Source organism: Streptomyces sp. NBC_00075 (assembly GCF_045041225.1).
In the GTDB taxonomy this organism is placed as follows: Bacteria; Actinomycetota; Actinomycetes; order Streptomycetales; family Streptomycetaceae; genus Streptomyces; species Streptomyces adonidis.
The window spans coordinates 4,850,117-4,874,283 of sequence record NZ_CP108243.1 but is presented as its reverse complement, the minus strand read 5'-3'; the positions used below and the strand labels follow the sequence as shown (position 1 = coordinate 4,874,283).

Genomic DNA, 24,167 nt, shown 5'->3' with positions numbered 1-24,167 from the left:
GCGCTGTTCCCCTGCCCTCAGGTCCGTACCCGCGAGGCGGCCGTCCGCCGGGCCAGGGAGTCGAAGATGACAGCGGTGATCAGCACCCCACCCGTGATCATGAACTGAAGCGCGGTCTGGACGCCCAGCAACGCCATCCCCGAGGCGATCGACTGGATGATGAGCACCCCCAGCAGCGCCGACCAGGTCGAGCCCCGCCCCCCGAACAGGCTGGTCCCGCCGATGACGGCGGCGGCGACCGCGTTGATCAGCAGCATGCCGGACCCCGAGACCTGGCTCGCCGAGGTGAACCGCGACGCGACGAACAGCCCCCCGACCGCCGCCAGCGTCCCCGACACCATGAACACCGAGACCCGTACGCGCGTCACATCGACACCGGCTCGCCGCGCCGCCTCCACCCCGCCGCCCAGCGCGAGCACCTGCCGTCCATAGGGCGTACGGCGCAGCAGCAGGTCCGAGGCGATGATGAAGCCGAGGAAGATCAGCAGTGCCAGCGGCAGCCCCTCGAAGTTCCCGAGCACGGCGACGGTCGTGAACGCGACGATCGCCAGCAGCACGGTACGTACCCAGATCTCGCCCACCGGCCGGCACGGCATCCCGGCGCCTGCGCGCCGCCCGCGTTCGCGCAGGGAGAAGAACAGATAGGCGGCCGTACAGACCGCCGCGAGACCGTAGGTGAAGCCGGGGGCGCTGTAGTAGCGGCTGGTCAGGGTGGCGACCAGCCCGTCCTCGCTGAAGTGGATGGAGCTGTCGGGCCCGAGCAGGTAGATCATCAGCCCGCTCCAGGCCAGCAGCCCGGCGAGGGTGACGACGAACGCGGGTACGCCGAACTTGGCGAACAGGAACCCGTGGAGCGCCCCGATGGCCGTACCGCAGATGACGGCGATGAGCACGGCGAGCCATTCCGTCATACCGACGTTGACGTTCAGCGCGGCGAACACCGCGCCGGCCAGCCCGGCGAGCGACCCGACGGACAGATCGATCTCACCGATCAGCAGCACGAACACGATGCCCACGGCGACCATGCCGGTGCCGACGATGTCGACGCTGAGGACGGACAGATTGCGCGGCGAGAGGAACTTGTCGTTGAGACTCTGGAAGACCACCCAGGTGACGGCGAGGGCGAGCAGCACGGGCGCGGGCCCGAGGCCCCCTTCACGAACCCTCCGACGCACAGCACCGACGTACGCGGAGACCCGCCCCTTCACGGCCACGCTGACAGTGGTCTTCACGGCCACACCTCTTCCGGGTGCGGCCGGTGGGCGACGGCATGGTCGGCCGCGCCGGTGATGGAGGAGATGATCTGCTCCTGGGAGGTCGTGTTCACGTCGAAGAGACCGTTGTTACGGCCGAGGCGCAGCACGGCGACCCGGTCGGCGACGGCCTTGATGTCACTCATGTTGTGGCTGATGAGCAGCACCCCGAGCCCCTGGTCGCGCAGCTCCTCGATCAGGTCGAGAAGCTGGTTGGTCTGCTGGATGCCCAGGGACGCGGTGGGCTCGTCGAGCAGCAGCAGCCGGGGCGAGCCGAGAAAGGACCGCGTGATCGCGACGACCTGCCGCTGCCCGCCGGAGAGACTGGCGAGCGGCACCCGCACATCGGGGATCCGGATGGAGAGGGTGTGCAGCAGCTCACGGGTACGCCGCTCCATCTCGACCTCGTCGAGAACCCCGAAGCGGTGGATCTCCCTCCCGAGGAAGAGGTTGGCGACGACGTCGAGGTTCTCGCACATGGCGAGGTCCTGATAGACGGTGGCGATCCCGAGCAGACGGGCGTCCTGGGGATGCTTGATCTGTACAGGACTCCCCTCCCACTCGATAACCCCTTTGTCGGGAGGCCCGACCCCGGAGATCACCTTCACCAGGGTGGACTTGCCGGCGGCGTTGTCCCCGACGAGGGCGACCACCTCCCCGGCCCTGACCTCCAGCTCGATGTCGACCAGCGCCTGTACGGCGGCGAACCGCTTGGAGACACCGCGCAACGCGAGCAGAGGCTGACCGGGCACGAGCCACCTCCTTCCCGTGGGCGCTGTGGGGATGTGCGTCAGGTGAGGCCGGCCCGATCACAGGCGGCCCGGAGAGCAGGCGTACAAATCTGGTCGACGGTGTACATACCGTCCTTGACCAGCGTCTCCCCGATATTGCCGACAGTCACCGAGACGGACGGCAGCAGCACCGCGGGCACGTCCTTGGTGGTCGGACTGTCGACGGTGCCGGTGGCGATGGCCTCGACCTCCTCACCCCGCCCGAGGGCGACGGCCATCTGGACGGTGGCGTCGGTCGCGCGCTTGAAGGGCTTGTAGACGGTCATGTACTGATCGCCCTTGACGATCCGCCGTACGGCCAGCAGATCGGCGTCCTGCCCGGTGATGGGCGGCAGCGGCCTGACCTTGGCGGCCTTCAGGGCGGAGACGACGGCGCCGGCCATGGTGTCGTTGGCGGAGAGGACCCCGTCGATGTTCTCGCCGCCGAGTGCGGCGATGGCGCCGGTCATGTTGACGTAGGCGTTCTCGGCCCGCCATCCGACGGTGTCGTAGGACTTCCCGATGGTCACCTTGCCTTTGAGGACCTTGAGCGCGCCTTCCTTGTACCACCCGGCGTTGGGGTCGGTGGTGGCCCCGTTCATCATGACGATGCGCCGCCCGTCATCGCCGTCGGCCGCCATGGCGGTGAGCAGGCCTTCGGCCTGAAGCCGCCCGACCTCCTCCCCGTCGAAGGTGACGTACCCGGAGATCGGCCCCTGCGCGAGCCGGTCGTAGGCGACGACGGGAATCCCGGCCCGATGGGCGGACTCGACGGACGGACGCATCAGCTGCGGATCGACGGCGGCGAGGATGACCACATCGACACCCCGGGTGATCATGGCCTCGAACTGCTGCTGCTGAACCTGGGGGTCGGGGGTGGCGGCGACATTGGCGGCAGGACAGTCAGGACAGAGCTCTTTGAGCCTCTCCTCGATGAGGGGCTTGTCGAACTGCCCGAACCGCGAGGCCCCGCCACCGGGAAGCAGGACCCCGACGGTGATCCGATCACCACCACCGCCGTCACCACCGCTGCCCCCACCCCCACAGGCTCCGAGGAGCCCGAGACCAACGGCGACGGCGACAGTGACGGCGAGAGACCTTCGCTTTACGGCTGGCAGGCCGACAACGGTACCCATGTCCCGTTCCTTAGAACTTTTGTGCGATATAAGCACGCAAAGGGAACTTAAAGGCAAGGGTAGTCAAGGACCTGCGCAGGCGCCCTGCGCAGGCGCTAGAGGTGGAGCAGCCGCTGGGTGATCTCCCGGTACTGCCGGAGCGAGAGCCGGAGTTCGTCGGCCTGCGTCTCGGGATCGTGGTCCTGCCAGCCGGCGTGAAGGAGCCGACGCCGCTCCGCGAGGGCGTTCACCAGCTGGGCGACGGCGTCGTCGTAGGCACCCTCGGCCTCCTCCAACGCCTCACGCGGGGTGTCCGCGAAGTGGTTGATGGCTCGCCCGAGCCGCCGCACGATCTCGTCCCGCTCCTTCGCCCCGAGCAGCGGCTCAGGGCCGCTGGTCCGGCGCTGGGAGCGGCCGGGAGGCTGGTCGGAAGACTGCTGGGCGCGTGTCTGGTCGTACATCTGTAGGTGCCGCTTCCGTTGCGCCCGAAGGCGTCCTCGGTCTTCCCGACGGCCTGTTCCAGGCTCCCGGAGACCCGGTCGGTCCTGCATCGGCGCTGCGGTCACCTGCCGGCGGTGACACGCCCTGGGACGGTGAGGCGAAAGCCTGGGGTGGGTGATCCGGAGCGGCCCCCTTCCGCCCGGCGCCGCGCCGTGCTGCCAGTGAACGTCCGGCGAGGATCCATGTCAACGCGACGGCTGCGCTCCGCTCCCTCCAGGCGGGTCAGGAGACGTCGGCGCGGATCGAGTCGCCGAGGAACCCGTCGGCGAAGGTCACGTACTTCGGGGCGAAACCGCCCTGGCCGGTGACGCTGCCGGAGATGTTCTCACCGGGAGCCGGCACCACGCTTCTTCGGCGCCTGGGGCGCAGGAACGGCGTACCCGTACCCGGGCGGGTTCTGCGGTCCACTCGATCGGGGGCGGCCCCCGCCGGGGGCCGTCACTCACCCACCAGGCCGGTTCACAGACGCAGGACGATCAGGGCGGCGTCGTCGGTCGTGCCGGTGGGCGGCAGGAGGTCGGCCAGGAGTGCGTCGGCCAGGGCCTCGGGAGCCGCGTTCCGGTGATGGGTGAGGGAGTCGGCGAGGCGGGCCAGGCCGGCGTCGATGTCCTCGTCGCGGCGTTCGACGAGACCGTCGGTGTACAGCACCAGGACGGCGCCTTCGGCGAAGGGCGTACGGGCCTGAGGACGAGGCTGACGCTCGGGCCGGGCACCGAGCGGCGGATCGGTGGCCTGGTCGAGAAAGGCGACCGTGCCGTCGGGGTGCACGAGGGCAGGCGGAGGATGCCCGGCGCAGCTGTAACTGATGTGGTGACTGTCCCAGTCGATGAAGGTCGTCACGACGGTGGTCGACTCGGCGCCCTCGACGGACCGGGCGTACAGGTCGAGGGCCTCCAGTGCCTGGGCGGGCCCGCCCGCGACACGGGTGGCCCCGCTCAGGGCGCTGCGCAACTGCCCCATGGCACAGGCGGCGGCCAGCCCGTGCCCGACGACGTCGCCGACGGCGACCGCGAGGCCCCCGCCGGGCAGTTCGACCAGGTCGTACCAGTCGCCGCACACGTTCAGCGTGCCGACGGCGGGCTGGTACCGCACGGCGGCGTCGTGCGCCCCGGTCGGCCCCGGCGGGGGCAGCATCGCGGCCTGTAGGGCCAGGGCGACCTCACGCTCACGGGCATGAGCCGCGCGCAGCCGCTCGTTGACCTCCTGGAGCTCCCGGGCACGGGTGTACAGCTCGGCCTCCAGCGCACGGTCCCGGCTGTCACCGCCCGGACCACCGAAGGCGCGGATGAGTTCGGTGACCTCCTCCACCCGGTGCGCGATCAGCTCGACCGTGCCGTCGAGGCCGAGGACGGGAGCGTTGACCGGGCTCCAGTAATGCTCCTGCCAGTGCCCGGGCCGCGCGGGATCCTCGATGTCGTAGCGCAGCAACGCCATCGTGTCGCGCTCGCCGGTGGCCACCGTACGGAGCATCGACGTCTCGGTCTCCCGCATGCCGGCGGCGGCCGGATCATTGGGATTCTCGGGAAAGACGTCGAAGATGTACCGTCCCACCAACTCCTCACGACTCCGCCCGGTCAGCCGCACGAAGTCGTCGTTGGCGTCGGCGTACACCAGATCAGGGGTGAGCAGGGCCACCATGCCGGGCAGGGCCCGGAAGACCGCCGCGTAGTCGATCTGCGGTTTCCTCATGTCCTGCCTGTCTGTTCCGGTACCGAGCGTTGCTGTGCGGTCCCACGATAGGAGCGAAACGGACGCGTGGCCTGGCCACTGCACAGGAAGCCCACGGGAAACACTTTGGGGCCTGATCCGCAGTGCGGATCAGGCCCCAAAGTGTCAACTCGATGTCGGGGTGGCGGGATTTGAACCCACGACCTCTTCGTCCCGAATTAGGTTCGATCATGTTGACCACCTGCTGTGGATGATATCTGTGCAGGTCAGCGCGTTGGTGGTGGTTGGCCTCGGGTGGTCTCGCGGGGGCTCTGGGAGAAGATCTTCTCCCAGATTTCTCCCAGCGGCGGGGGGGACGGCATGACGGTTACTTCCGCACGCCGCGTCACGAAGGCGAATTTGCGCGATGCCGTACGCCGTCAGCGGCAGCGTGGCGCGTGGCACACCGCCGCCTACGCATCGCTCGCGCAGAGGAGATCGGCTGAACCGTCCTTTCAAGGACCTCGGCGCCTCTTTGCTCTGCCCGAGGGAGTTGGCCGAACCCGCGCGTGCACCTGCACATTTGGAGCAAGAATGGCGGCCTGGTGGATCAACAAGGCGCAGGGGGCGGAGTTTTGCATGACGAGCCAGGTGGAAGTAGGCGGCCTGAGGATCGCCAAGGCACTGTCGTACGTGTGTGGGCATCGGGACGAACTCGCCGCGCTGCTCGACGAGGACGACGCCGCCTTGCGTGCTATCGAAGCCGCAGTCGGCAGGCCGCCCGCGGACGACGTCTCGCTCACTGTCCTTCTGGACGCTTTGCACGCAGCGGTTCGACGCGCAGGCGACCCGTCGGGGGTGTATGGGGGAACGGGCCGCAGTGCCATACTGGCCGGTGTTGCTGATTTAGACGTCGTGTACCGGTGCCCCTTGCAGCTGTGTATCGGTCGGTCCGGTCATGAAGTGGACGACGACGTCCCACGCTGCCAGTTCGCCCCCGGCGAGACAGCGCTGATCCGGGAGAGGCTCCCGTAGTGGGAGGGCTGCTCAGTGAACTCAGCAAGAAGCTGGCCGAGCGGTGGCTGACTCTCCTCGTACTCCCAGGCGCGCTCTACTTGGCGGTCGCCGCAGCCGGACACACCCTCGGGCAGAGTGCCGCGCTGGACGTGGGGCGGCTTACTCACGCGATCTCGGACGTTGCCCGGGCTCCCGAGGCCACCACGGTGGGCGGCCAGGTCGTGCTGCTCGCTGCCATCCTGGCCGGTGCGGCCGTCACTGGTCTGGCCGCCCAGTCCCTCGGCTCCGTTGTCGAGCGTGTGGCCCTGGCTGCCGGCTGGGGCGCATGGCCGTGGTTGTTCGGCGAGTTGGCCGAGCGTCACGTGTCACGCCGACAGCGTCGCTGGGACGCGGCACGGGCGGAGTACGAAGCCCTACGGCTTCTGGAGCGTGCTCCGCGTCCGGCTGACCGCCCCAGGCCCCGGGAGCGTCATCGTGCGGCCCACAGGTGCGAACGTATCTCCGTGGAGCGGCCTGAACGGCCGACCTGGAGTGGTGACCGGATCCACGCCACCGCGGTCCGGCTAGACCGAGACGCACATGTCGATCTCCTCATCCTCTGGCCACACCTCTGGCTCGTGCTGCCGGAAGAGATACGCGGCGAGATCGGCAGGGCCCGCGCCGCGTTGACGCGAGCTGCCGTCCTCGGTGGATGGGCCCTGCTCTATCTGCCTCTGGCCTGGTGGTGGTGGCCCGCGGTGCCGCTCGCCGCCACGCTGGTGGTCATTTCGGCACGTCGCCTCCGTACTGCCTCGGACACCTACGCCACGCTGCTGGAGGCATCCGTGCGCCTTCACCTGACGGACCTGGCCGACAAGCTGCGCATCGAGGAACAGCCAATGGGCCCTCCACTCGGTGGCGCGGTCATGCGACGGCTGAGCAGCCTGGCGCCAGCGACGGAGCCGGCTTCGTGAGCTCCCTCGCATTCAGAGGCTCGCCTCGGCGGACCTGGACAGTGCAGCAATCAGACCTACTGGAGACCGGGAAGTGACAGGACGGTTCATGCAGGGGCGCGAGCAGGACTTCGCAAGGGAACACGAACTGGAGCAGCGGATTGCCGTAGTGGGGTTGCGGCTCGAACGGCTGGCCCGTGAACAGGACCTTGGTGTGGTGCTGGAGCCGGAAGCACTGGTCGAGGCCCGCCAACTTGCCGCAATACTCCGAAACGACGAGTCCGACCTGGAAGGTCATTACGTCCTCGGTTGGTTGCACGCCTTCAGGTACCGGGCACTTCCCGAAGGGGCTGGGCAGCGGGACAGAGAGGAAGCCGTCGCGAAGTTCACGCCCTGTTTCGTGTTCGGCGCAGATGAGGAGGATCTGCCAGACGAACTCCTTCCAGATGTGGCCCAGCACGCGCTTGGTTTCGTCTGGAGGATCCAGCAAGGGATGGACGCTTCGCCGAGCCCGGCGCTGCGCGCAAGAATGACCGATCTCCTGCGGCGCATCGCGGCCGCTATTCCCCGTGGAGAAAGCGAGCACGCGGAAACGCTGTCCAATCTTTCCGTCATCCTGAAATCCCACTTCGACGTGGGTGGCGAACGAGCGGATCTGGACGCGGCGATCGACGCTGCCCAGGGCGCAGTGGAAAGCACGGCGACAGGGCACCCGAACCAGCCGGTCATGCTGTCCAACCTGTCGGGTGTGCTGATGGAGCGCTTCACTCATACAGGTATGGCGGCGGACCTGGACGATGCGATCGAGACCGGCCGACTGGCAGTCCAAGCTGCCGCGGGCTCCCCTGCCCACCGGGCTGGCGGACTCAATAACCTGGGCACCGCGCTGCAGACCAGGTTCACCGAGAGAGGCATCCTGTCGGACCTGGACGCGGCGATCGAAGCCTTCCAAGAAGCGTCAGACCTCTGTGCCGAGGACGACGACAAGGCAGGATTTCTTCACAATCTTGGGATCGCCTGGCGGGCCCGATATGAGAGCACTGGTGTCCCGGCGGATCTGGACAGCGCGATCGAGTGCGGCCAGGCCGCAGTAGAGGTTGCCTCCGAGGAACATCCTGGACGCTCCATATTCCTGTTTGGGCTCGGCGGCATCACGCTGACTCGATTCGAGCGGACCGGGGAAACAGCCTATCTGGACCGATCCGTCAACGCGTTCCAGGAAGCTCTGGAGATGCTCCCGCCGGGGCACCGGGCTCGTGGGCTTCGTCTCTCCGGCCTGGGTCAGGCTCTCCTGGCGCGATACCGCATCGGCGGCGACAGATATGACCTTGATACGGCGATCGAGATGAACCGCGCTGCCTCCCGGGAAATTACCCCGAACCAGACCGAGTTCAACGCGGCCCTCAACAACTTGGCCATCTCTCTCGGGCAGCGTTTCGAATGCACTGGTGATATGGCCGACCTGGACGAGGCGATCAGTGTCAGTCGCGCTTCCGCTCAGGCCACCGCGGACGGTCACGTCGACCGATCGACCCGTCTGTCCAACGTCGGTCTGATGCTGTGGACTCGGTTCAAGCACACCGGGAGGATGTCGGACCTGGACGCCGCGATCGAGTTCGCGCACGGAGCTGTGAAGACGGCACCCCGTGAACACTCCGCCTTCGCGGCGATGCTGTCCAATCTCGGCGCAGTGTTGTTGCAGCGTTACGAACGGAACGGGGACCCTCAAGACCTCGACGAGGTGATCCGAAGGAACCGCGAGGTCCTCGGCATTGTGGATGCAAGCAGTCCTGACCGTCCTCGTTTCCTCGCGAATCTGTCCGCCAGCCTGTATGCCCGCTTCCAGCGCGCCGGAAGCTTTGAGGACTTGGACGGCGCGGTTGCGACGGGACAGGATGCGACCGCCACCGTTCCATCCCACCACCCTGAGCGCCCGAGGTACTTGTCCTTGCTGGGAGGTGTGCTGACCGTCAGGTTCGAGAAGACCGGGTCTACTGCGGACCTGGACGACGCAGTGGTTGCGTGTCAGGCCGCGCTCGACACCTCGCCGGCAGAACATCCTGAGCGCGCCGACTACCTGTTCCAGCTCGGGACGGCCTTGCACCGCCGTTATCAGCGGACTCACTTGAGACAGGACTTTGATCGTGCCCTGGCCGCCCACATGGAAGGCGCGCGAGCCGACGGGGCCAGGCCCTCGATTCGGATTCGGGCCGCCCAGGCAGCGGCTTCAATTACCGGACGGTCGGATCCTGATCTCGCAGCTGATCTCCTGGACGGTTCCGTACGCCTGCTGCCCGAAGTGGCAGACCGCCGGCTGAGTCGCGGTGACCAGCAGCACGCCATGGGCAAGTGGTCCGGGCTGGCCGGAGATGCGGCGGCACTAGCTCTTGCTTCTCGCGAAGGCACACCCGCTGAACGGGCGGCGCGAGCACTGCAGTTGATCGAGGTGGGTCGCGGCGTCCTCCACAGCCAGGCGTTGGACATGCGGAGCGACCTCGCAGAGCTTCGCGAGCGCCATCCCGACCTGGCCCATCGCTTCGAGGTACTTCGGGACGAGCTGGACCGGCCGATGGAATTGGCTTCCCTCACGGAGCCCGACGGACAAGTCAGCGCCGCGGTACGTGCGGTCGATGCCGAGGAGCAACGACGCAGCCGCGCCGACCAACTTCAGGCCACGCTGGGCAATATCCGGGCGCAGGACGGATTCGCCAGCTTCGCTCGTCCCCCCGCCGTCAGTGAGCTCCTGGCACAAGCCACCTCCGGCCCGGTGGTGAGCTTCAACGTCAGCCACTACCGCAGCGACGCACTGCTGTTGACGTCCGATGGCATCGAGTCCCTGAATCTGCCCGACCTCACGTACGACCTCGTCATCGATCAGATACAGACCTTCCATAGGGCCCTGGAAACCGTTGCGGATCCGCGCATGTCGCCCCTCACGCGAAAGGAGGCGCAAGCGACACTTCACGCTGTCTTGGAGTGGCTGTGGGACGTGGCGGCCGAACCGGTCTTGCGTAGCCTTGGTTTCACTGGTGAGCCCTCTCCCGGACAGCCGTGGCCCCGCGTCTGGTGGGCGCCTGGCGGGCTCCTCTCGCTGCTACCTCTGCACGCTGCCGGCCATCACTCCGAGCCGCTCCGGGCCGACTTGAGAGACGGGGAACCGCCGACAGTCATGGACCGTGTCGTCTCCTCGTACACCACCACTATCCGCGCACTGCACCACGCGCGCCGTCGTCGCACATCCGCGCCGTCCGTGAGCCGGTCACTGATCGTGGCCATGCCCACAACTCCGGGCGTTCAAGGCCGCCTGGACCACGTCTCGGAAGAAGCCGCACTGCTGTGCGGCCTGCTGCCCGAGCCGACGCTCCTCATGGCGCCGGGTGCAGAAGCTGACGGCATGACCGTCCCCGGGCCGGAGACACGACCGACCAAGGCTCGGGTCCTGAAGGCCCTCTCCGATTCCGGGATCGTTCATTTCGCGTGCCACGGTGCCCACGACCCCGACGACCCGTCCCAGAGCCTGTTGCTTCTGCACGACCACGAACGTGATCCGCTCACGGTGGCGAGCCTTGCAGGAATGAAGATGGACTCGGCCCAACTGGCCTACCTGTCAGCGTGCCGAACAGCGTTCATGGAATCCGTGGAGCTGATCGACGAGGCCATCCATCTCACATCGGCTTTTCAGCTCGCGGGTTTTCCCCACGTCATCGGCACCCTCTGGGAGATAAACGACGAGGTGGCCTCGCATATGGCAGCTGACTTCTACGCTGAGCTCGGCGGGGTCACCGACCAGCATGCTGACCTCGACACGGATGCGGCGGCCCGTGCTCTGCACCACACTGTGCGCAAGGTCCGTGATCGCTATCCCAAGTCCCCCTACCTCTGGGCGGCCCATCTGCACGCCGGGATCTGAACGCGGGCGGTGTCGCCGCTGAGACGCGGGATCGACATGCACACTGCTCTCGATGCCGCTTGCACCTTGGTCTCGACTGATCGTGAGTGCGCGGTGATCGGGTGTCCGTGACGCGGATCTTCCGCGATGGACATGTAGAAACTCCCCAGGCTATGGCTCACATTGCGGTGGTTGGGGTCCGACCAGGCCGAGATCCGACAGGACTTGGTGAGCCAGTTCGAATGGCTGGTTGCGGGGGCCGTGGGGTACGGAGGCAGCGGATTCGAAGCTGCGCTGTGCGGCGAGAGCTCGGGGGCCCACAAGTCCGGTGAGCCGGTAATGCCGCCAGAGGGGAATCGGCCGGCGAGCATCGACCACGATGAGGTCGGGTCGACGCCAGACAACCAGCGCCCAACCTCCCCCGCCGGACTCCGAGCCCGAGTCGGCCCAGGCCCCGACCAGGGGCGCATCCTCGGCGGCGCCCACTGCTTCGAGTGCCACCAGCGCGGGGTTGCTGAAGCTGCCGATGACATGAAGCAGGAGTCGTCCGTGGCGGTGTACGTCGCGTCCCTTCTCGGCGAGGGACCATACGGCGTCGGCGAGGGGATCGTCCTGGACGACGTCCGACGCGACATCGAGCACGGCGGCCGGGTCGACGGCCGGGCCGAAAGCTGTGTCGAGCAGTGTCGTGTACTCCGTGACGTACACGGAGTCCACTGCGGGAAGCAGGTGGCCGACCGCCTGGGAGGCTTCGTTGAAGGCGATGGTCTCAGGCGTGATCTCGTAGCGTGGGGCGTGGCTTCGGAGCACGGCGAGGGCGACTGCTGCGAGGCTGCCGACCTGGGGCTCAATCCGCTCGGGGAGGTCGTTTCGGTTCAGTGCACGGACGGCCTGGGAGAGCAGTGGCACCCAGTCGGTGTGCGCCGGCGGCCAGGCGCCTACCGCGACGGTCCACAGGGTCAGCCGGACGACGAGCATGCGCTCGGGAGGGCCCAGGTTGGGAGCGAGGGCGACGAGGCGCTCCACCCAGCGCCGGTATCTACGGCGGACTTCCTGGTCGGCCTGCCGGAGGTCGGGCAGGGTGGCGGCGCTGCTCGCTTCGGCATCGACTGCCTCGGGGTCGTGCTCTGCCGCCATGCTCTCGGCGTCGTCATCATCGAGGGCGGCGTCGATGTCGTCGGTGAACCGCTCGTCCCAGGAGACGGGCAGCAGATCCTGGAAAGGCGTGCTGATGTCGGTGGGCAGGGGGAGCCCCAGCGCGAAGCGCGTGAGCGGATGTCCGACGCGTCCGGCGCATTCGTCCAGATAGCGCTCCCAGCCGTCCTCATCGGCGTCCAGCGGGGCCGTCGCAGCCGCACCGCCAGTGCTGCTGCTCGCGGATACGCCCGCTGGGGTGGGGGTCAGGCCCGTACGGAGGGTTTCTAGATCGCCCAGGAATCGTTCGGCGAGCCGGGGATCCGCGAACAGGTCGGGAGGCCGTGTCGTAGGGGCCTGGGACTGGGTCGGGGTCATTCGGCGCAGGGCGCGGTCAGGGTCGACGACGAACACGATGTTGCCGAAGCTCGGTACGCCGTCGCTGTCGACTACGACCAGGCGCACACGGCTGCCCGCATCGGCCGGAGCCGTCACCGTCAGCGTGGCCTGTCCGGTCGGGATGTCGGCGATGCGCTCCCATGCCTCCGGCGGTGCCGCGGCCTGAGACAACTCCAGGTGAGCGGTGTCGGAGAGAGGCCGGGCCACGCTGATCTCCAGGCCGTCCGGTACGCGTAGGGCACCGAGCAGCAGTGGCCCACCGCCAGCGATGGGGCGGGGAAGGGGCGGGACGGTGTGCAGCCGGGCGGCGGGCTCGTCGGTGCCGTCCGGAAGGAGGGTGGCGGTGATGGGGGTGATGATGCCGAGTTCGCAGTTGCCGCCGTCGCCCTGGGAAAGCAGCAGGGCCGCAGCGGAGAGGTTCGGGCTGCCGGTCAGGGCCCACCTCTGCCCCTCGGAGACCCACTCGACGAGCTTCCCGTGGCGGTACCGCTGGTCGTTGTCGCTGATGACGCGTCCGTCGTACTCCTTCACCAGGGCGGATACCGATGGACCGTCGAGATCACTGAGCCCGGGCTGGTAAGCGAGGGTGAACCGGCTCGGACGGAAGCGTTCGAGCAGCCGCCGCAGCGCCATCGAGCGCCGGTCGTAGAAGGGCGCGAACACGGCCAGTTCGTCGACGGGCCCCTGCGGCAGCTGCTCGATGATCGGCGAACGCAGACTGCTGACGACGCGAACCTGTGGCGCCGTGGGTGTCCTGTCCCGGTGGAGCCGGTCCAGCAGTGCTGCGACCCGCCCCAGCGCCTGTGGCACTCCGGCGGAGAACCTCACCTTTTCCGGGAGGTCGCGCAGCCATGCCGACAGCTCCGGAACCGCGGTGGGACTCTGCTCGCCGTCCACCCGCAGAACCGTCCACAGTTCGGCGTTGGCCTGCCAGCCGGCCAGCGTGGTGTTGCCGGAGCCGAGGGCGATGGTGGCGTGCTCCGGTCCGGCGAGGACCATCAGCTTGGGATGGAACGCGGGACCGTGGGCGTATGCCAGACCGGCGAGGTAGCTGCGGCCGGCCCGCCGGACGGAGCGGGGATCGTTCCGGGCCATGGAGACGTCTCCCGCCACCGTGACGCGTGCGCCAGTGGCCTGGGTGACGCCGAGGGCGACCTCTTCGAAGAAGCCAAGATCGGCGGTGAAGCTTAGGAAGAGGGCTTCTTCCAGGCTCCGCCCGCCCGTGCGCTCCTCGTCGAGGATGAGGGTCAGCGGAGAGGCGAACGCAGTTAGCGGCTCCACCACTTTTGGTGCCGGTGTGGTCTCAGTCAACGAGAGCCCTCCCGCTACTGGTCACCGACCAGTGCTGGTCGTGGTAGCGCAGTACCCCGCAGGTGGCCAGGACGGTCCCGAGTTGGTCCAGCCGTAGCCCGACATCACTGCGCCCTTCCTGGCTCGTCCGGTACAGCAGCCCGCCCCGTTCGTGCAGCCGGGTCGGTAACCACAGCGTGCCGTCAGCACGTCGGCGGGCCTTGGCCAGCGCGATCCTCTGCGACCGCGCTACCAGGTCATAGGTGAGTCGGCGGGCGACATCGCGCAGTTTCATGGGCCGGGCTTCGTCAAGCCGCCGCTGGACCCATTCCGGGCCGAGTTCGACACCGCGTTGGCCGAGGAACGCGTCCCGGACCCGACCGGTGAGTTCGTCCACCCGACGGGCATTGGTAGCGAGCACCCGTAGTTCGGTGAGAGGTAAGGGATCATCACCCGCCCACCTCAGGTCGTGCTCGGCGGGCAACGGCGCTCCGGTCGTGCTCTGCGTCGCGGGAAGGGAGAACAGGAACGCGTCCACTGTCATGTCGGGCAACTCCGCGGCGAAGCGGTCGGCCACTTCCTCGATCGGCACCAGCCCGTCGACCTGCTCCACGAGCCAGGACCACAGGCGGCGCCAGGCCCCGACGGAGTAGTTGCGCAGCACCACTCCGCGCCAGGCGCCGGCCGCGTCGATGCCGCTGGTGACGGGATCGGTGGTCAGGAAGTCGCCGAAAGCGAGCACATGGCCGATGTCGCGGGTGAAATACCGGACGGGATGTGTGGCGACCACACGAGCCAGAAGCTGAATCGTCTGGCGTCGCGTTGCCGAGCGGGAGCCTGCTTCGGCCGGTGCACCGGGCTCGCACATCAGGTTCGCCAGCCACGCCCCGTCAGGATGCTCACCGCCCACGCACACGCACAGCCGGTCCCCGAAAGGGGCGAGATCATCCACGTTCAGCATGTCCTCGGCAGCCAGTTCGAGCAACCCGCCCAGTCCGGCTCGAAGTGCTGCGGTCTCAAGCCGCGGTCCGGGAACCGGCATGGGCCCCGCGCCGAGGATGCCGAGCGCGACCTCGGATCCGGTGTACGGTCCCCAGAACCCCCACGAGTTGCCCACGTACCCGTCCTTGCCCGGGACCTCGGCCTCGGACATGGTGACCGTCCCGGAGTGCAGCCGCCGGGCAAGGGCATCGACCCCATGAGCACGCGGCAGCCACTCCAGAGCCTGCGGATGATGTGCGAACGACACGGCGGCCAACGCCACTTCGGCGCGGCGCAGCAGGGTCTGGGCGGCCGGGACCGTCAGGTCTTCCGCATCGGCTTGCGCGGCGATCAGCCCGTGCAGAGCGTAGTAACGCGCGTGCGGGGTCAATGTGGTCACCCCTGGCACCAGGTGATCGACCATGCGCCCCACATGCCGCTCCACCGAGAGCGGATAACGGCCCGCGGCGACGTCCAGTCCGGGGCGGCTCCAGCCGGGTCCGTCCACGAGGTCCGGTGTCTGCCCCTTGCCGCCGACGGTGACCATGCGCTCAGCCATCTCCCGCTGCCACCCCCTCAGCGCTGCCCAGCCGGGAAACTGATCCGTCATTCTGGCGCATCTCTCGGGAGGCAGCGGCACTTCGGATGTGAATCACCCAGCCGAATGAGACAGCCCGATGGGACGTGAATCTGCATCCATGTCTGATAACCGTCATTATCAAATGAAGACGCACTCGCGTCGCCAGGGTCGGCGTATCGTCTTGTGGCGTCGGCGAGAATCCGCTGCAAGCGGAACCGTGACGCAAGACAAGGCCCGGCCTGAGGGCCGAAGCAGCTGATGTGACGATAGATGAGCGGGGAGGGATGCGCACCGTGATCACTGGTCTGCCGGACCCGGCACTCCGCTCCCCCAGGCCGCTACCTCTCCTGGTATCGATGTCCGATATCGCGACGTTCGCCCGAGTGAAGCGCCCTGTCGTGTCCACCTGGCGCCGACGCCACCCGGACTTCCCAGCAGCGGTGTCCGAGAACTCGGGACGCCCCCTGTTCGACGGCGCACAGGTGACGGACTGGCTGATCGCCTCCGGCCTGGGCAACGCCGCCCCGCAGGAGCTCCGATCCGAGCTGGCCCTTTTCGGCATCATCGCGCTGCGGGACCGCTTCACGCCGTGGCAGTTGGTCGAGACGCTGGGCAGCCTCCTGTGCCTACGCCGGCTCGGCGGCCGGCCACTGGCCGACGACGGCGCGAACGCTTCCCCAACCTCCCCGCCCGACGCCGAAGCGGACGAGGCCCTCTGGTCCGCGCTGCTGCGCCGAGCCGAACGGATCGACGCCGAGGACGATTTCGTACTCCGCGAGCTTCGCGCGATCGACGCCACGGCGGCCCCACTCGCCCGCCTCGCCGAGGACCTGGTCGAATCCGCCTACGACGAACGTGGCGCGTACGAGTGGCTGCTCGCCGCCCGCTCCCGGCTCGGACTGGACTCCCTCGCCGCCGACGCGGTCACCCAGGAGCTGCGGAGTCTGCTCACCCAGCTCACTGACCTCCGCGTCCGCCTTGAGCGAGGTGAGTCCCTCACCCTCGCCGACCCGCACGCCCGCGCTGGCGACCTGCTCGCCGCGCTCCTCGACGACACGGAGGACCGCGACCGCGTCACCGTCCTCGCCGCCGACCCCGACGACCGGCTCACCCGCATCACCCGCCGCCGCTTCCTGCTGGCGGGCGTAAGCGAACTCGACCTGGACGTGCAGACCGGCTCCGACCTGGAGGAACGCTTCGCGGACCCGGACCTCGTCGTTACCCAGCTCCCGTACCGCCCGGGCGAGGACCGCTCGGTACTCGCCGCCCTGACGGAGCTCGAACGCGTCGCCTACCTCCTCCGCCCCGGCTGCACAGCCCTCGTCCTCGGACCAGCCGACGCGCTCGTCGACGAACTGAAGAGCACCGAGGCCGCCCAGCTTCGCTCGGCCCTCCTACGCGAGAACATCGTCGAGTCGGTTATCGCGCTTCCCGGCGGGGTCCTGCCCTTTCGCCCCGGCTACCGTCCCGCGCTGTGGACGCTCACACGCGGTCCCGTCCGGGAGGCGGAGGGCATGGTCTTACTCGCCGACATCAGCTCGGAACAGCTCACGCCGGGTGTGCGCATTCGACTCGCCGAGGACGTCCTCCTCTGGCGGGCAGAAGGCTTCCGAGGGCTCGACGGTCACGACCCGCGCTACGGCCGTGTGGTCCCCGTCGCCGACCTGGACCGGGCCTTCGGCGGTCCCCTGGCCCCACCTGCGCCGCCCGCCTCCGCAATCTGGTCCGACAAGGTCACCGAACGCCCCGCCCTGATCGCCGAGGCCGAGGCCCGCCTGGAGCGCGCGACAGCGGACACCCACACATACGAGGACGAGCGAGGCCCTTACCGAGGGGCAGTAATGCGCAGGGTCGGTCGCCTGCCCAGGCGCACCACCCTCGGCAAGCTGATCACCGCACGCAGGGTGACTCGCCTCCCCGGCCACCGTATCGACGAGAAGCACCTCACCCGGGACGGCCACCACACCGTCCTGGGCCCCGAGGAGATCACCGGCGAACGACCCGTGGGCGACCGCCGCATCGACCGCCTGCTGCTGGCGACGACGTACGAACGGGCGGCGCTGACCGAGCCCCGTGACGTCGTGTACACCCTCGTGCCTCGCCTCGGCATGTACGTCGACCACGACGGCTTCTCGGTCGTCGCGTTCCCGGCCCGCGTCCTCCGCGTCAACGCCGACGCCACCCGCCCGCTCACCCCCCGGGTCCTCGCGGCCCTGCTCGGCGCGGCCCGTGGCACCGCCCGCAGCCCCAGCGCAGTGCGCGCCGCCCGCCGTATCGAGGAGTACCAGCTCCCTGACTTGGACCCGGACGAGGTGCTGCGCTTCGACGCCCTGTTGGCCGAGACCGAACGCCGGGAACGCCTGCTGCGCGCCCAGGCTGACGCCCTTGCCGAGGCTCGCCACCTGACGATCGCGGGCTTGGCCGATGGCACCCTCACCCTCGGCGAACCCCGAACCATCAACCGCACGTAACCCATCCACACCCATCCACCGACGAGTTGGAAGAAGGAACGATGCCTCCCCGCAAGCGAGCCGCGGCAGCCGCCGGACAGGGCGAACTGCTCAGTGTCTCCAGCACCAAAGAGATCCAGGACATCCTGTGGAAGGCTGCGGACAAGCTCCGTGGCTCCATGGACGCCGCCCAGTACAAGGAGTTCGTGCTCGGCCTGGTCTTCCTGAAGTACGTTTCCGACGCCTTCACCGAACGCCGCGAAGAACTGGCCGCCGACCCCGAGCTGGCCCAGATCCCCGAACACCGCCGGGCGGCCTTCCTTGAGGAGAAGGACGAGTACACGGAGAAGAACGTCTTCTGGGTGCCCCCGACCGCCCGTTGGGATCACCTCTCCGAGAACGCGGCCAGCGCGGAGGGCGGCGTCGGCAAGCTCCTCGACGCCGCCATGGACGAGGTGATGAAGGCCAACAAGACCCTCACCGGCGTCCTCCCGAAGATCTTCAACCGCGACAACGTCGACCAGAAGCGTCTGAAGGAACTCGTCGACCTCATTAGCGATGCGCGCTTCACGGGGCATGGCGACCGTCCGGCGCAGGACGTGCTGGGCGAGACGTACGAGTATTTCCTGGAGCGCTTCGCGCGGGCGGAGGGCAAGCGGGCTGGCGAGTTCTACACGCCGGCGAGCGTGGTCCGTCTGATCGTCGAGGTCCTGGAGCCGTACGAGGGTCGGGTGTACGACCCGGCGTGCGGCTCGGGCGGCATGTTCGTGCAGAGCGGTAAGTTTGTCGAACGGCGCAAGGGCAAGGACCACACGCACGACATCGCGGTCTACGGCCAGGAGGCCAACGAGCGCACCTGGCGTCTGGCCAAGATGAACCTCGCCATCCACGGCATGGACCCGAAGGGCGTCGGCGACCGTTGGGCGGACACGTTCGCGGACGACAAGTTGCCTGATCTGAAGGCCGACTTCGTGATGGCCAACCCGCCCTTCAACATGTCGGACTGGGCGAGGAAGTCGGATGACCGGCGGTGGCGGTACGGCACTCCGCCCCAGTCGAACGCTAATTACGCGTGGCTCCAGCACATCGTGTCGAAGCTGGGAGACAGGGGTAGCGCGGGCGTGGTGATGGCGAACGGAACGATGACGTCAACCAAGTCGGGAGAAGGTGAGATTCGGGCGGCGATGGTTGCAGCTGACCTAGTCGCCTGCATGATTGTGTTGCCTGGAAACTTGTTTCGTACGACTACGGTCCCAGCATGCCTGTGGTTTTTTTCCAAGGACAAGTCTCCTCAGAGCGCTAGGGCCCTAAACGATTGTCGTAGCCACGTGCTGTTCATTGATGCACGGGCAATGGGCACGTTGGTCGACCGCACGGAACGTATCCTCTCGGAGGGGGATCTAGAGAAAATTTCCGACACATACCACGCGTGGCGCGGTACTCGATCAGCCAAGGAAAAGGGACTTTCCTACGAGAACGTTCCAGGATTTTGCTACAGCGCGACTCTGGAAGAGATTGAGAAGCGTGATTTCGCACTGACACCAGGGCCGTACGTTGGGGCAGCCGATAATGGACTGGACTTGGATACGGAACCGATGGCAGAGCGCATTGAGCGTTTGACCAAAGAACTGTTCGAGCATCTCGATGAGTCAGCACGACTGGATGCGGTGGTGCGAAAGCAGTTGGGGAGGATCGATGGCTGAGAGTATCACTACCCCCCTGGGCTCGACCCTGCCGGATGGGTGGGCGCTCAGGGAACTGGGCGGAATGTGCACGAAGATCGGAAGTGGTGCAACCCCTAAGGGGGGCTCCGCTGTTTATGTGCAAAGCGGCGTCTCGTTCATTAGATCGCAAAACGTGTTCGATCACAGGTTCTCCAAAGCCGGCCTAGCTTTCATCGCAGACGATGCTGCCGAGCGGTTGTCCGGTGTGGCAGTTCGGGAGAACGATGTTCTCTTGAATATTACCGGTGATGGGCAGACGATTGCGCGTTGCTGCGTTGCTCCGTCGACTGTTCTTCCTGCGCGAGTCAATCAGCATGTAATGATTATTCGTGCCGGTGAGGGATTGGATCCCGAATTCCTTCAGCGTCACCTATCGCATCCGGCAATGCGCGCATACATGCTTAGTCACAGCGCTGGTGGATCCAGGAGGGCGCTGACCAAGAAGCAGGTAGAAAGTTTCCTGGTTTCCGTTCCGCCACTCCCAATTCAGCGAGCTATCGCTGAGGTGGTCGGGGCCTTGGATGACAAGATCGGCGTCAATGAACGCCTTGCGGTGTCGTACGAGCGATTGCTGCAGGTGGGTATGGAAATGCTTGACGTAGAAAGAATCCCAGATGATTCGGACAGCGTCCGCGTAACGGATCTAGTTGATTTCAACCCCAAGACACCGAAGCCGTCTGATGACGAGCCTGTCTATGTGGACATGGCGGCGCTTTCGACAAGTCGAGCAGGTATCGATAGCTGGTCGAGAAGGGAACCCAAGAGTGGCACTCGGTTCCGCAACGGGGATACTCTTCTCGCTCGCATCACGCCATGTTTGGAAAATGGGAAGACGGGTTACGTTGACTTCATGCTAGAGGGTGAAGTCGGCGTTGGTTCGACTGAGTTCATCGTGATGCGATCTCGCCCTGGAATCCCGCAAGAGTTCAGCTATTTCCTTGCCCGGAGTGGCAGGTTTCGCGAGCATTCGATCCGGAACATGGTCGGCTCTTCGGGGCGACAGCGGGTCAGTGCCAATGACTCATCGAATTTTTACGTCGTCCGCCCCGACCATGAATCTCTCATGGCGTTTGGGAAACGTGCGTCTGCGGCCTTTGCGCACATGAAGTCCATGGGCGAAGAATCTCGAACCCTCGTCACCCTCCGCGAAACCCTCCTTCCTCAACTACTGTCCGGCAGGCTCCACGTCCGTGACGCCGAGAAGATCGTGGAAGAGGCGGTATGACAACCGAAAGCCACCCCAACCAGCCCACCCCCGCCCACCTCGACACCAAGATGACCGAGTCCACCTGGGAGCACCTGGCCCTGGACGAACTCGCGCAACTCGCCTGGCAGACCAAGCCCGGCAAAGACCTCGCCCCTGGCACCGGCCACCGCCGAGACTGGGACGACCTGATCCTCCACGACGAGCTCCAGCTCGCCATCGAGAAGCTGAACCCGGAGCTGACCTCAACCGCCGTCCACGAAGCCCTCCGAATCGCCACCGACCCTGCCTCCCGCGAGGCGTACCCGGAGAACAAGCAGGCCCACGAGTTCCTGACCACCGGCATTCGCCTCACCTACACCGACGAGTTCGGCGCTGAGCAGACCCCCACCGTCCGCCTCGTCGACTTCACGGACCCCGACGCGAACAGCTACCTCACCGTCAACCAGGTCACCGTCAGGGACACCGACGGCAGTCACCGCCGCTTCGACATCGTCCTGTACGTCAACGGCCTGCCCCTCGCCGTCATCGAGCTGAAGAGCGCCTCCGACGAGAACGCGACCCTCAAGTCGGCTCACGCCCAACTCCAGACGTACGTCTCGGAGTTCCCGATCGCGTTCCGCTACAACGTCCTCTGTCTGGTCTCGGACGGCATAACCGCCAAGTACGGCACAGCGTTCACGCCGTACGAGCACTTTGCCCCCTGGAACGTCGACCACGAGGGCGAGCGCGTCGACACCAACGAGCCCGGCTACGACGGCCTCGACGCGCTGAACCTGGCCCTGCACGGCCTGTTCACGCAGGACCGGTTTCTCTCTCTCACCCGCAACTTCGTCAACTTCCCCCCGCCCAAGCCGGGCGAGCCCCTCTCCGGCAAGCGCATCGCGAAGCCGCACCAGTACTTCGCGGTGAACAAGGCGGTGGACGCTGTGGTCGAGGCGTCGCGGACGAACGGCCAAGCCGGCGTCGTCTGGCACACGCAAGGCGCGGGAAAGTCGGAGGAGATGGTGGAGACGGCGGCGCTCGTCGCCCGCCACCCGGCCCTCAACAACCCCACCATCGTCGTCATCACCGACCGCAACGACCTCGACGACCAGCTCTACGACACCTTCCTCGACAGCGAGACCCTGCTCGGGCAGAAGGCCCACCAGATCGACACGCGGGAAGAGCTGCGCACCGAGCTGACGCGGCGCAACGTCGGCGGGATCGTCTTCACCACCCTCCAGAAGTTCGGCCTGAGCAAGGAGGAGAAGGACGCCGGCAAGTCCCACCCCCTCCTCTCCGAGCGCCGCAACATCCTGGTGATCGTCGACGAGGCCCACCGCTCGCACTACGACAGCCTCGACGGCTACGCTCGCCACCTGCGCGACGCCCTGCCGTACGCCACCCTGCTCGCCTTCACCGGTACGCCGATCTCGAAGGCCGAGGCTGACACCCGTGCCGTCTTCGGCGAGTACATCGACATCTACGACCTGAAGCGCGCCGTAGACGACGGGGCCACGGTCCGCGTCTTCCACGAACCGCGTGTCATCAAGGTCGACCTGCCCAAGGGTGTTGACCCGAACACGCTCGACGAGCAGGCCAACACGCTCACCGAGGGCATGGACGACGCCGAACGCCGCCGCGCCATCCAGTACGCCACGACGATGAACACCATCTACGGCTCCGAGGACCGCATAGCGAAGCTCTCCGACGACCTGATCGCCCACTGGGAGCAGCGCCGCGAGCTGGTCAAGCCCGACATCGGCGCCCCCGGCAAGGCGATGATCGTGTGCGCGACCCGCGAGATCTGCGTACGGGTCTTCGACGCGCTGGCCGAGCGGCGGCCCGGCTGGGTCAGTGACGAGGTCGACAAGGGCGTCATGAAGATCGTCTTCCACGGCGACCGCTCCGACCCCGAGCACATGCGCAAGCACTCGCTGCGCAAGTCCCAGCAGAAGGTCGTCCAGAAGCGCGCCAAGGACCCCGACGACGAGCTGGAACTGCTCATCGTCCACTCCATGCTGCTCACCGGCTACGATGCCCCGCCCATCCACACCCTGTACATGGACCGCCCGATGCAGGGCGCCAATCTGATGCAGGCGCTCGCCCGCGTCAACCGTCGTTTCCGCGGCAAGCAGGACGGTCTGCTCGTCGGCTACGCGCCGCTCACCGACAACCTCACCAAGGCCCTGCGCGAGTACTCGGACCAGGACCGCAAGGACCAGACGCTCGGCGCGGACATCGAACGGGCCGTCACCGAGGTCAAGAACGAGCTGGCCACCATCAAGGGGCTGCTGGCCGGGAGCCGTTGGAAGGAATGGCTTGCCGACACCAGCCGGCCCGACACCCGCAAGCGGGCGCTGCGCCTGACCGCCGACTTTCTGCGCGACCCGAAGAACCCGGGCAACAAGGTCGAGCCTCCCGCCAAGCTGCTCTCCGTCCGCTTCAAGGACAGCGCGGCCCGGCTGGACCGTTTCTACCGTGTCTGCGCGATGAGCAAGGAGATCGCCGAGCGCTGCGAGGACCTGGACGACTGGCGTCGTGACATCTCCTTCTTCAGCGAGGTCCGGGCCTGGATGATCAAGCTGGACGCCGCCCAGCGTGAGGCGAGTGGGGAGCCGCTCAGCGCCGAGGTCCAGCGTTACCTGCAAGCACTAGCAGCCTCGGTCGTCGACGCGGACGAGATCACCGACCTGTACGCGGAGGCCGGGATCGGCCGGCTGGACATCACCCGCCTCAACGAGGCGCAGTTGCGCAAGCTGGAGAACTCCGAGACCCCGCACCTGGTCACCGAAGCTCTGCGCCGCATGATCCAGCAGAAGATGCGCGAGGTGACCAAGCACAACGTCGTCCGCAACGAGAGCTTCACCGAGCGCCTGAACGACCTTATGAAGCGTTACATGCTCCAGCAGCTCACCAGCGCCCAGGTCATCGCCGAACTCGCCGCCCTGGCGCGGGAGGTGTCGGCGGAGGCCCGCCGCGGCGAGCGGTTTGACCCGCCGCTGACCCACGCCGAGCTGGCCTTCTACGACGCCGTTGCACACCGTGACATGGCTGAGGTGATGGAGGGCGGCGACGACACCCTCGCCAAGATCGCCCGTGCCCTCGTCAAGGACATCCAGAAGAACCTCTCCGTCGACTGGCTCTCCCGCGAACCCGTCCGTGCGAAGCTCCGTACCCGCATCCGCCGCGTGCTGGCGATGTTCGACTATCCGCCGGAGGAGGAGCGCGAGGCGATCGACCTGGTCCTCAAGCAGATGGAGATCGTGGCCGCCCTGTGGGCGCCCGCGGCGAAGTAG

At 67.1% G+C, this 24,167-nt stretch carries 14 protein-coding genes; 7 read left to right on the top strand and 7 right to left on the bottom strand.

Going from position 1 to position 24,167, the window contains the following annotated elements; genetic code table 11:
- Nucleotides 1-17: 17 nt before the first annotated feature.
- From OG787_RS21105 to OG787_RS21085, 5 genes are all read right to left on the bottom strand, one after another.
- Nucleotides 18-1,232, bottom strand: a complete 1,215-nt coding sequence (locus OG787_RS21105; protein ID WP_369036821.1) for a sugar ABC transporter permease — start codon at nucleotides 1,230-1,232, stop codon at nucleotides 18-20.
- A complete protein-coding gene (locus tag OG787_RS21100) occupies nucleotides 1,229-2,005 on the bottom strand; it encodes an ATP-binding cassette domain-containing protein (RefSeq protein WP_369036822.1) in 777 nt (258 codons plus the stop codon). The genes OG787_RS21105 and OG787_RS21100 overlap by 4 nt, the downstream gene beginning before the upstream one ends.
- 38 nt (nucleotides 2,006-2,043) lie before the next feature.
- On the bottom strand, nucleotides 2,044-3,159 hold the full coding sequence (locus OG787_RS21095; protein WP_405536028.1) for a sugar ABC transporter substrate-binding protein: 1,116 nt from the start codon (nucleotides 3,157-3,159) through the stop codon (nucleotides 2,044-2,046).
- Between the two features lie 95 nt (nucleotides 3,160-3,254).
- Nucleotides 3,255-3,599 carry a hypothetical protein gene (locus OG787_RS21090; RefSeq protein ID WP_369036824.1) on the bottom strand — a complete coding sequence of 115 codons (345 nt, stop codon included), beginning with the start codon at nucleotides 3,597-3,599 and terminating at the stop codon, nucleotides 3,255-3,257.
- A gap of 499 nt (nucleotides 3,600-4,098) precedes the next feature.
- Complete coding sequence (locus OG787_RS21085) at nucleotides 4,099-5,328, bottom strand: PP2C family protein-serine/threonine phosphatase (protein WP_369036825.1); 1,230 nt, start codon at nucleotides 5,326-5,328, stop codon at nucleotides 4,099-4,101.
- Between the two features lie 597 nt (nucleotides 5,329-5,925).
- Here OG787_RS21085 and OG787_RS21080 point away from each other — a divergent pair.
- The 3 genes from OG787_RS21080 (at nucleotide 5,926) to OG787_RS21070 (ending at nucleotide 11,145) form a co-directional block, all read left to right on the top strand.
- Complete coding sequence (locus OG787_RS21080; protein ID WP_405536027.1) at nucleotides 5,926-6,321, top strand: hypothetical protein; 396 nt, start codon at nucleotides 5,926-5,928, stop codon at nucleotides 6,319-6,321.
- The gene (locus tag OG787_RS21075) at nucleotides 6,321-7,256 is read left to right on the top strand and encodes a hypothetical protein (RefSeq protein ID WP_152865299.1); all 936 of its coding nucleotides are present in this window, start codon (nucleotides 6,321-6,323) and stop codon (nucleotides 7,254-7,256) included. Before OG787_RS21080 ends, OG787_RS21075 begins: the two co-directional genes overlap by 1 nt.
- Nucleotides 7,257-7,344: 88 nt before the next feature.
- Nucleotides 7,345-11,145, top strand: a complete 3,801-nt coding sequence (locus tag OG787_RS21070; RefSeq protein ID WP_405536026.1) for a CHAT domain-containing protein — start codon at nucleotides 7,345-7,347, stop codon at nucleotides 11,143-11,145.
- Nucleotides 11,146-11,295: 150 nt separating this feature from the next.
- On the opposite strand, the gene OG787_RS21065 is transcribed toward OG787_RS21070, so the two are convergent.
- Together OG787_RS21065 and OG787_RS21060 are read right to left on the bottom strand one after the other, a co-directional pair.
- Entirely contained in the window at nucleotides 11,296-13,968 is a 2,673-nt protein-coding gene (locus tag OG787_RS21065) for a hypothetical protein (protein WP_405536025.1), read from the bottom strand.
- Entirely contained in the window at nucleotides 13,961-15,487 is a 1,527-nt protein-coding gene (locus OG787_RS21060) for a hypothetical protein (protein ID WP_405536024.1), read from the bottom strand. Before OG787_RS21060 ends, OG787_RS21065 begins: the two co-directional genes overlap by 8 nt.
- Before the next feature lie 377 nt (nucleotides 15,488-15,864).
- On the opposite strand from OG787_RS21060, the gene OG787_RS21055 reads away from it, so the two are divergent.
- From OG787_RS21055 to OG787_RS21040, 4 genes are read left to right on the top strand one after another with little or no spacing between them, the layout of a single operon-like run.
- On the top strand, nucleotides 15,865-17,979 hold the full coding sequence (locus OG787_RS21055) for a hypothetical protein (RefSeq protein WP_405536023.1): 2,115 nt from the start codon (nucleotides 15,865-15,867) through the stop codon (nucleotides 17,977-17,979).
- Nucleotides 17,980-18,020: 41 nt separating this feature from the next.
- On the top strand, nucleotides 18,021-19,661 hold the full coding sequence (locus OG787_RS21050; protein WP_405536022.1) for an N-6 DNA methylase: 1,641 nt from the start codon (nucleotides 18,021-18,023) through the stop codon (nucleotides 19,659-19,661).
- Entirely contained in the window at nucleotides 19,654-20,907 is a 1,254-nt protein-coding gene (locus tag OG787_RS21045; protein ID WP_405536021.1) for a restriction endonuclease subunit S, read from the top strand. The genes OG787_RS21050 and OG787_RS21045 overlap by 8 nt, the downstream gene beginning before the upstream one ends.
- A complete protein-coding gene (locus OG787_RS21040) occupies nucleotides 20,904-24,167 on the top strand; it encodes a type I restriction endonuclease subunit R (protein WP_405536020.1) in 3,264 nt (1,087 codons plus the stop codon). Before OG787_RS21045 ends, OG787_RS21040 begins: the two co-directional genes overlap by 4 nt.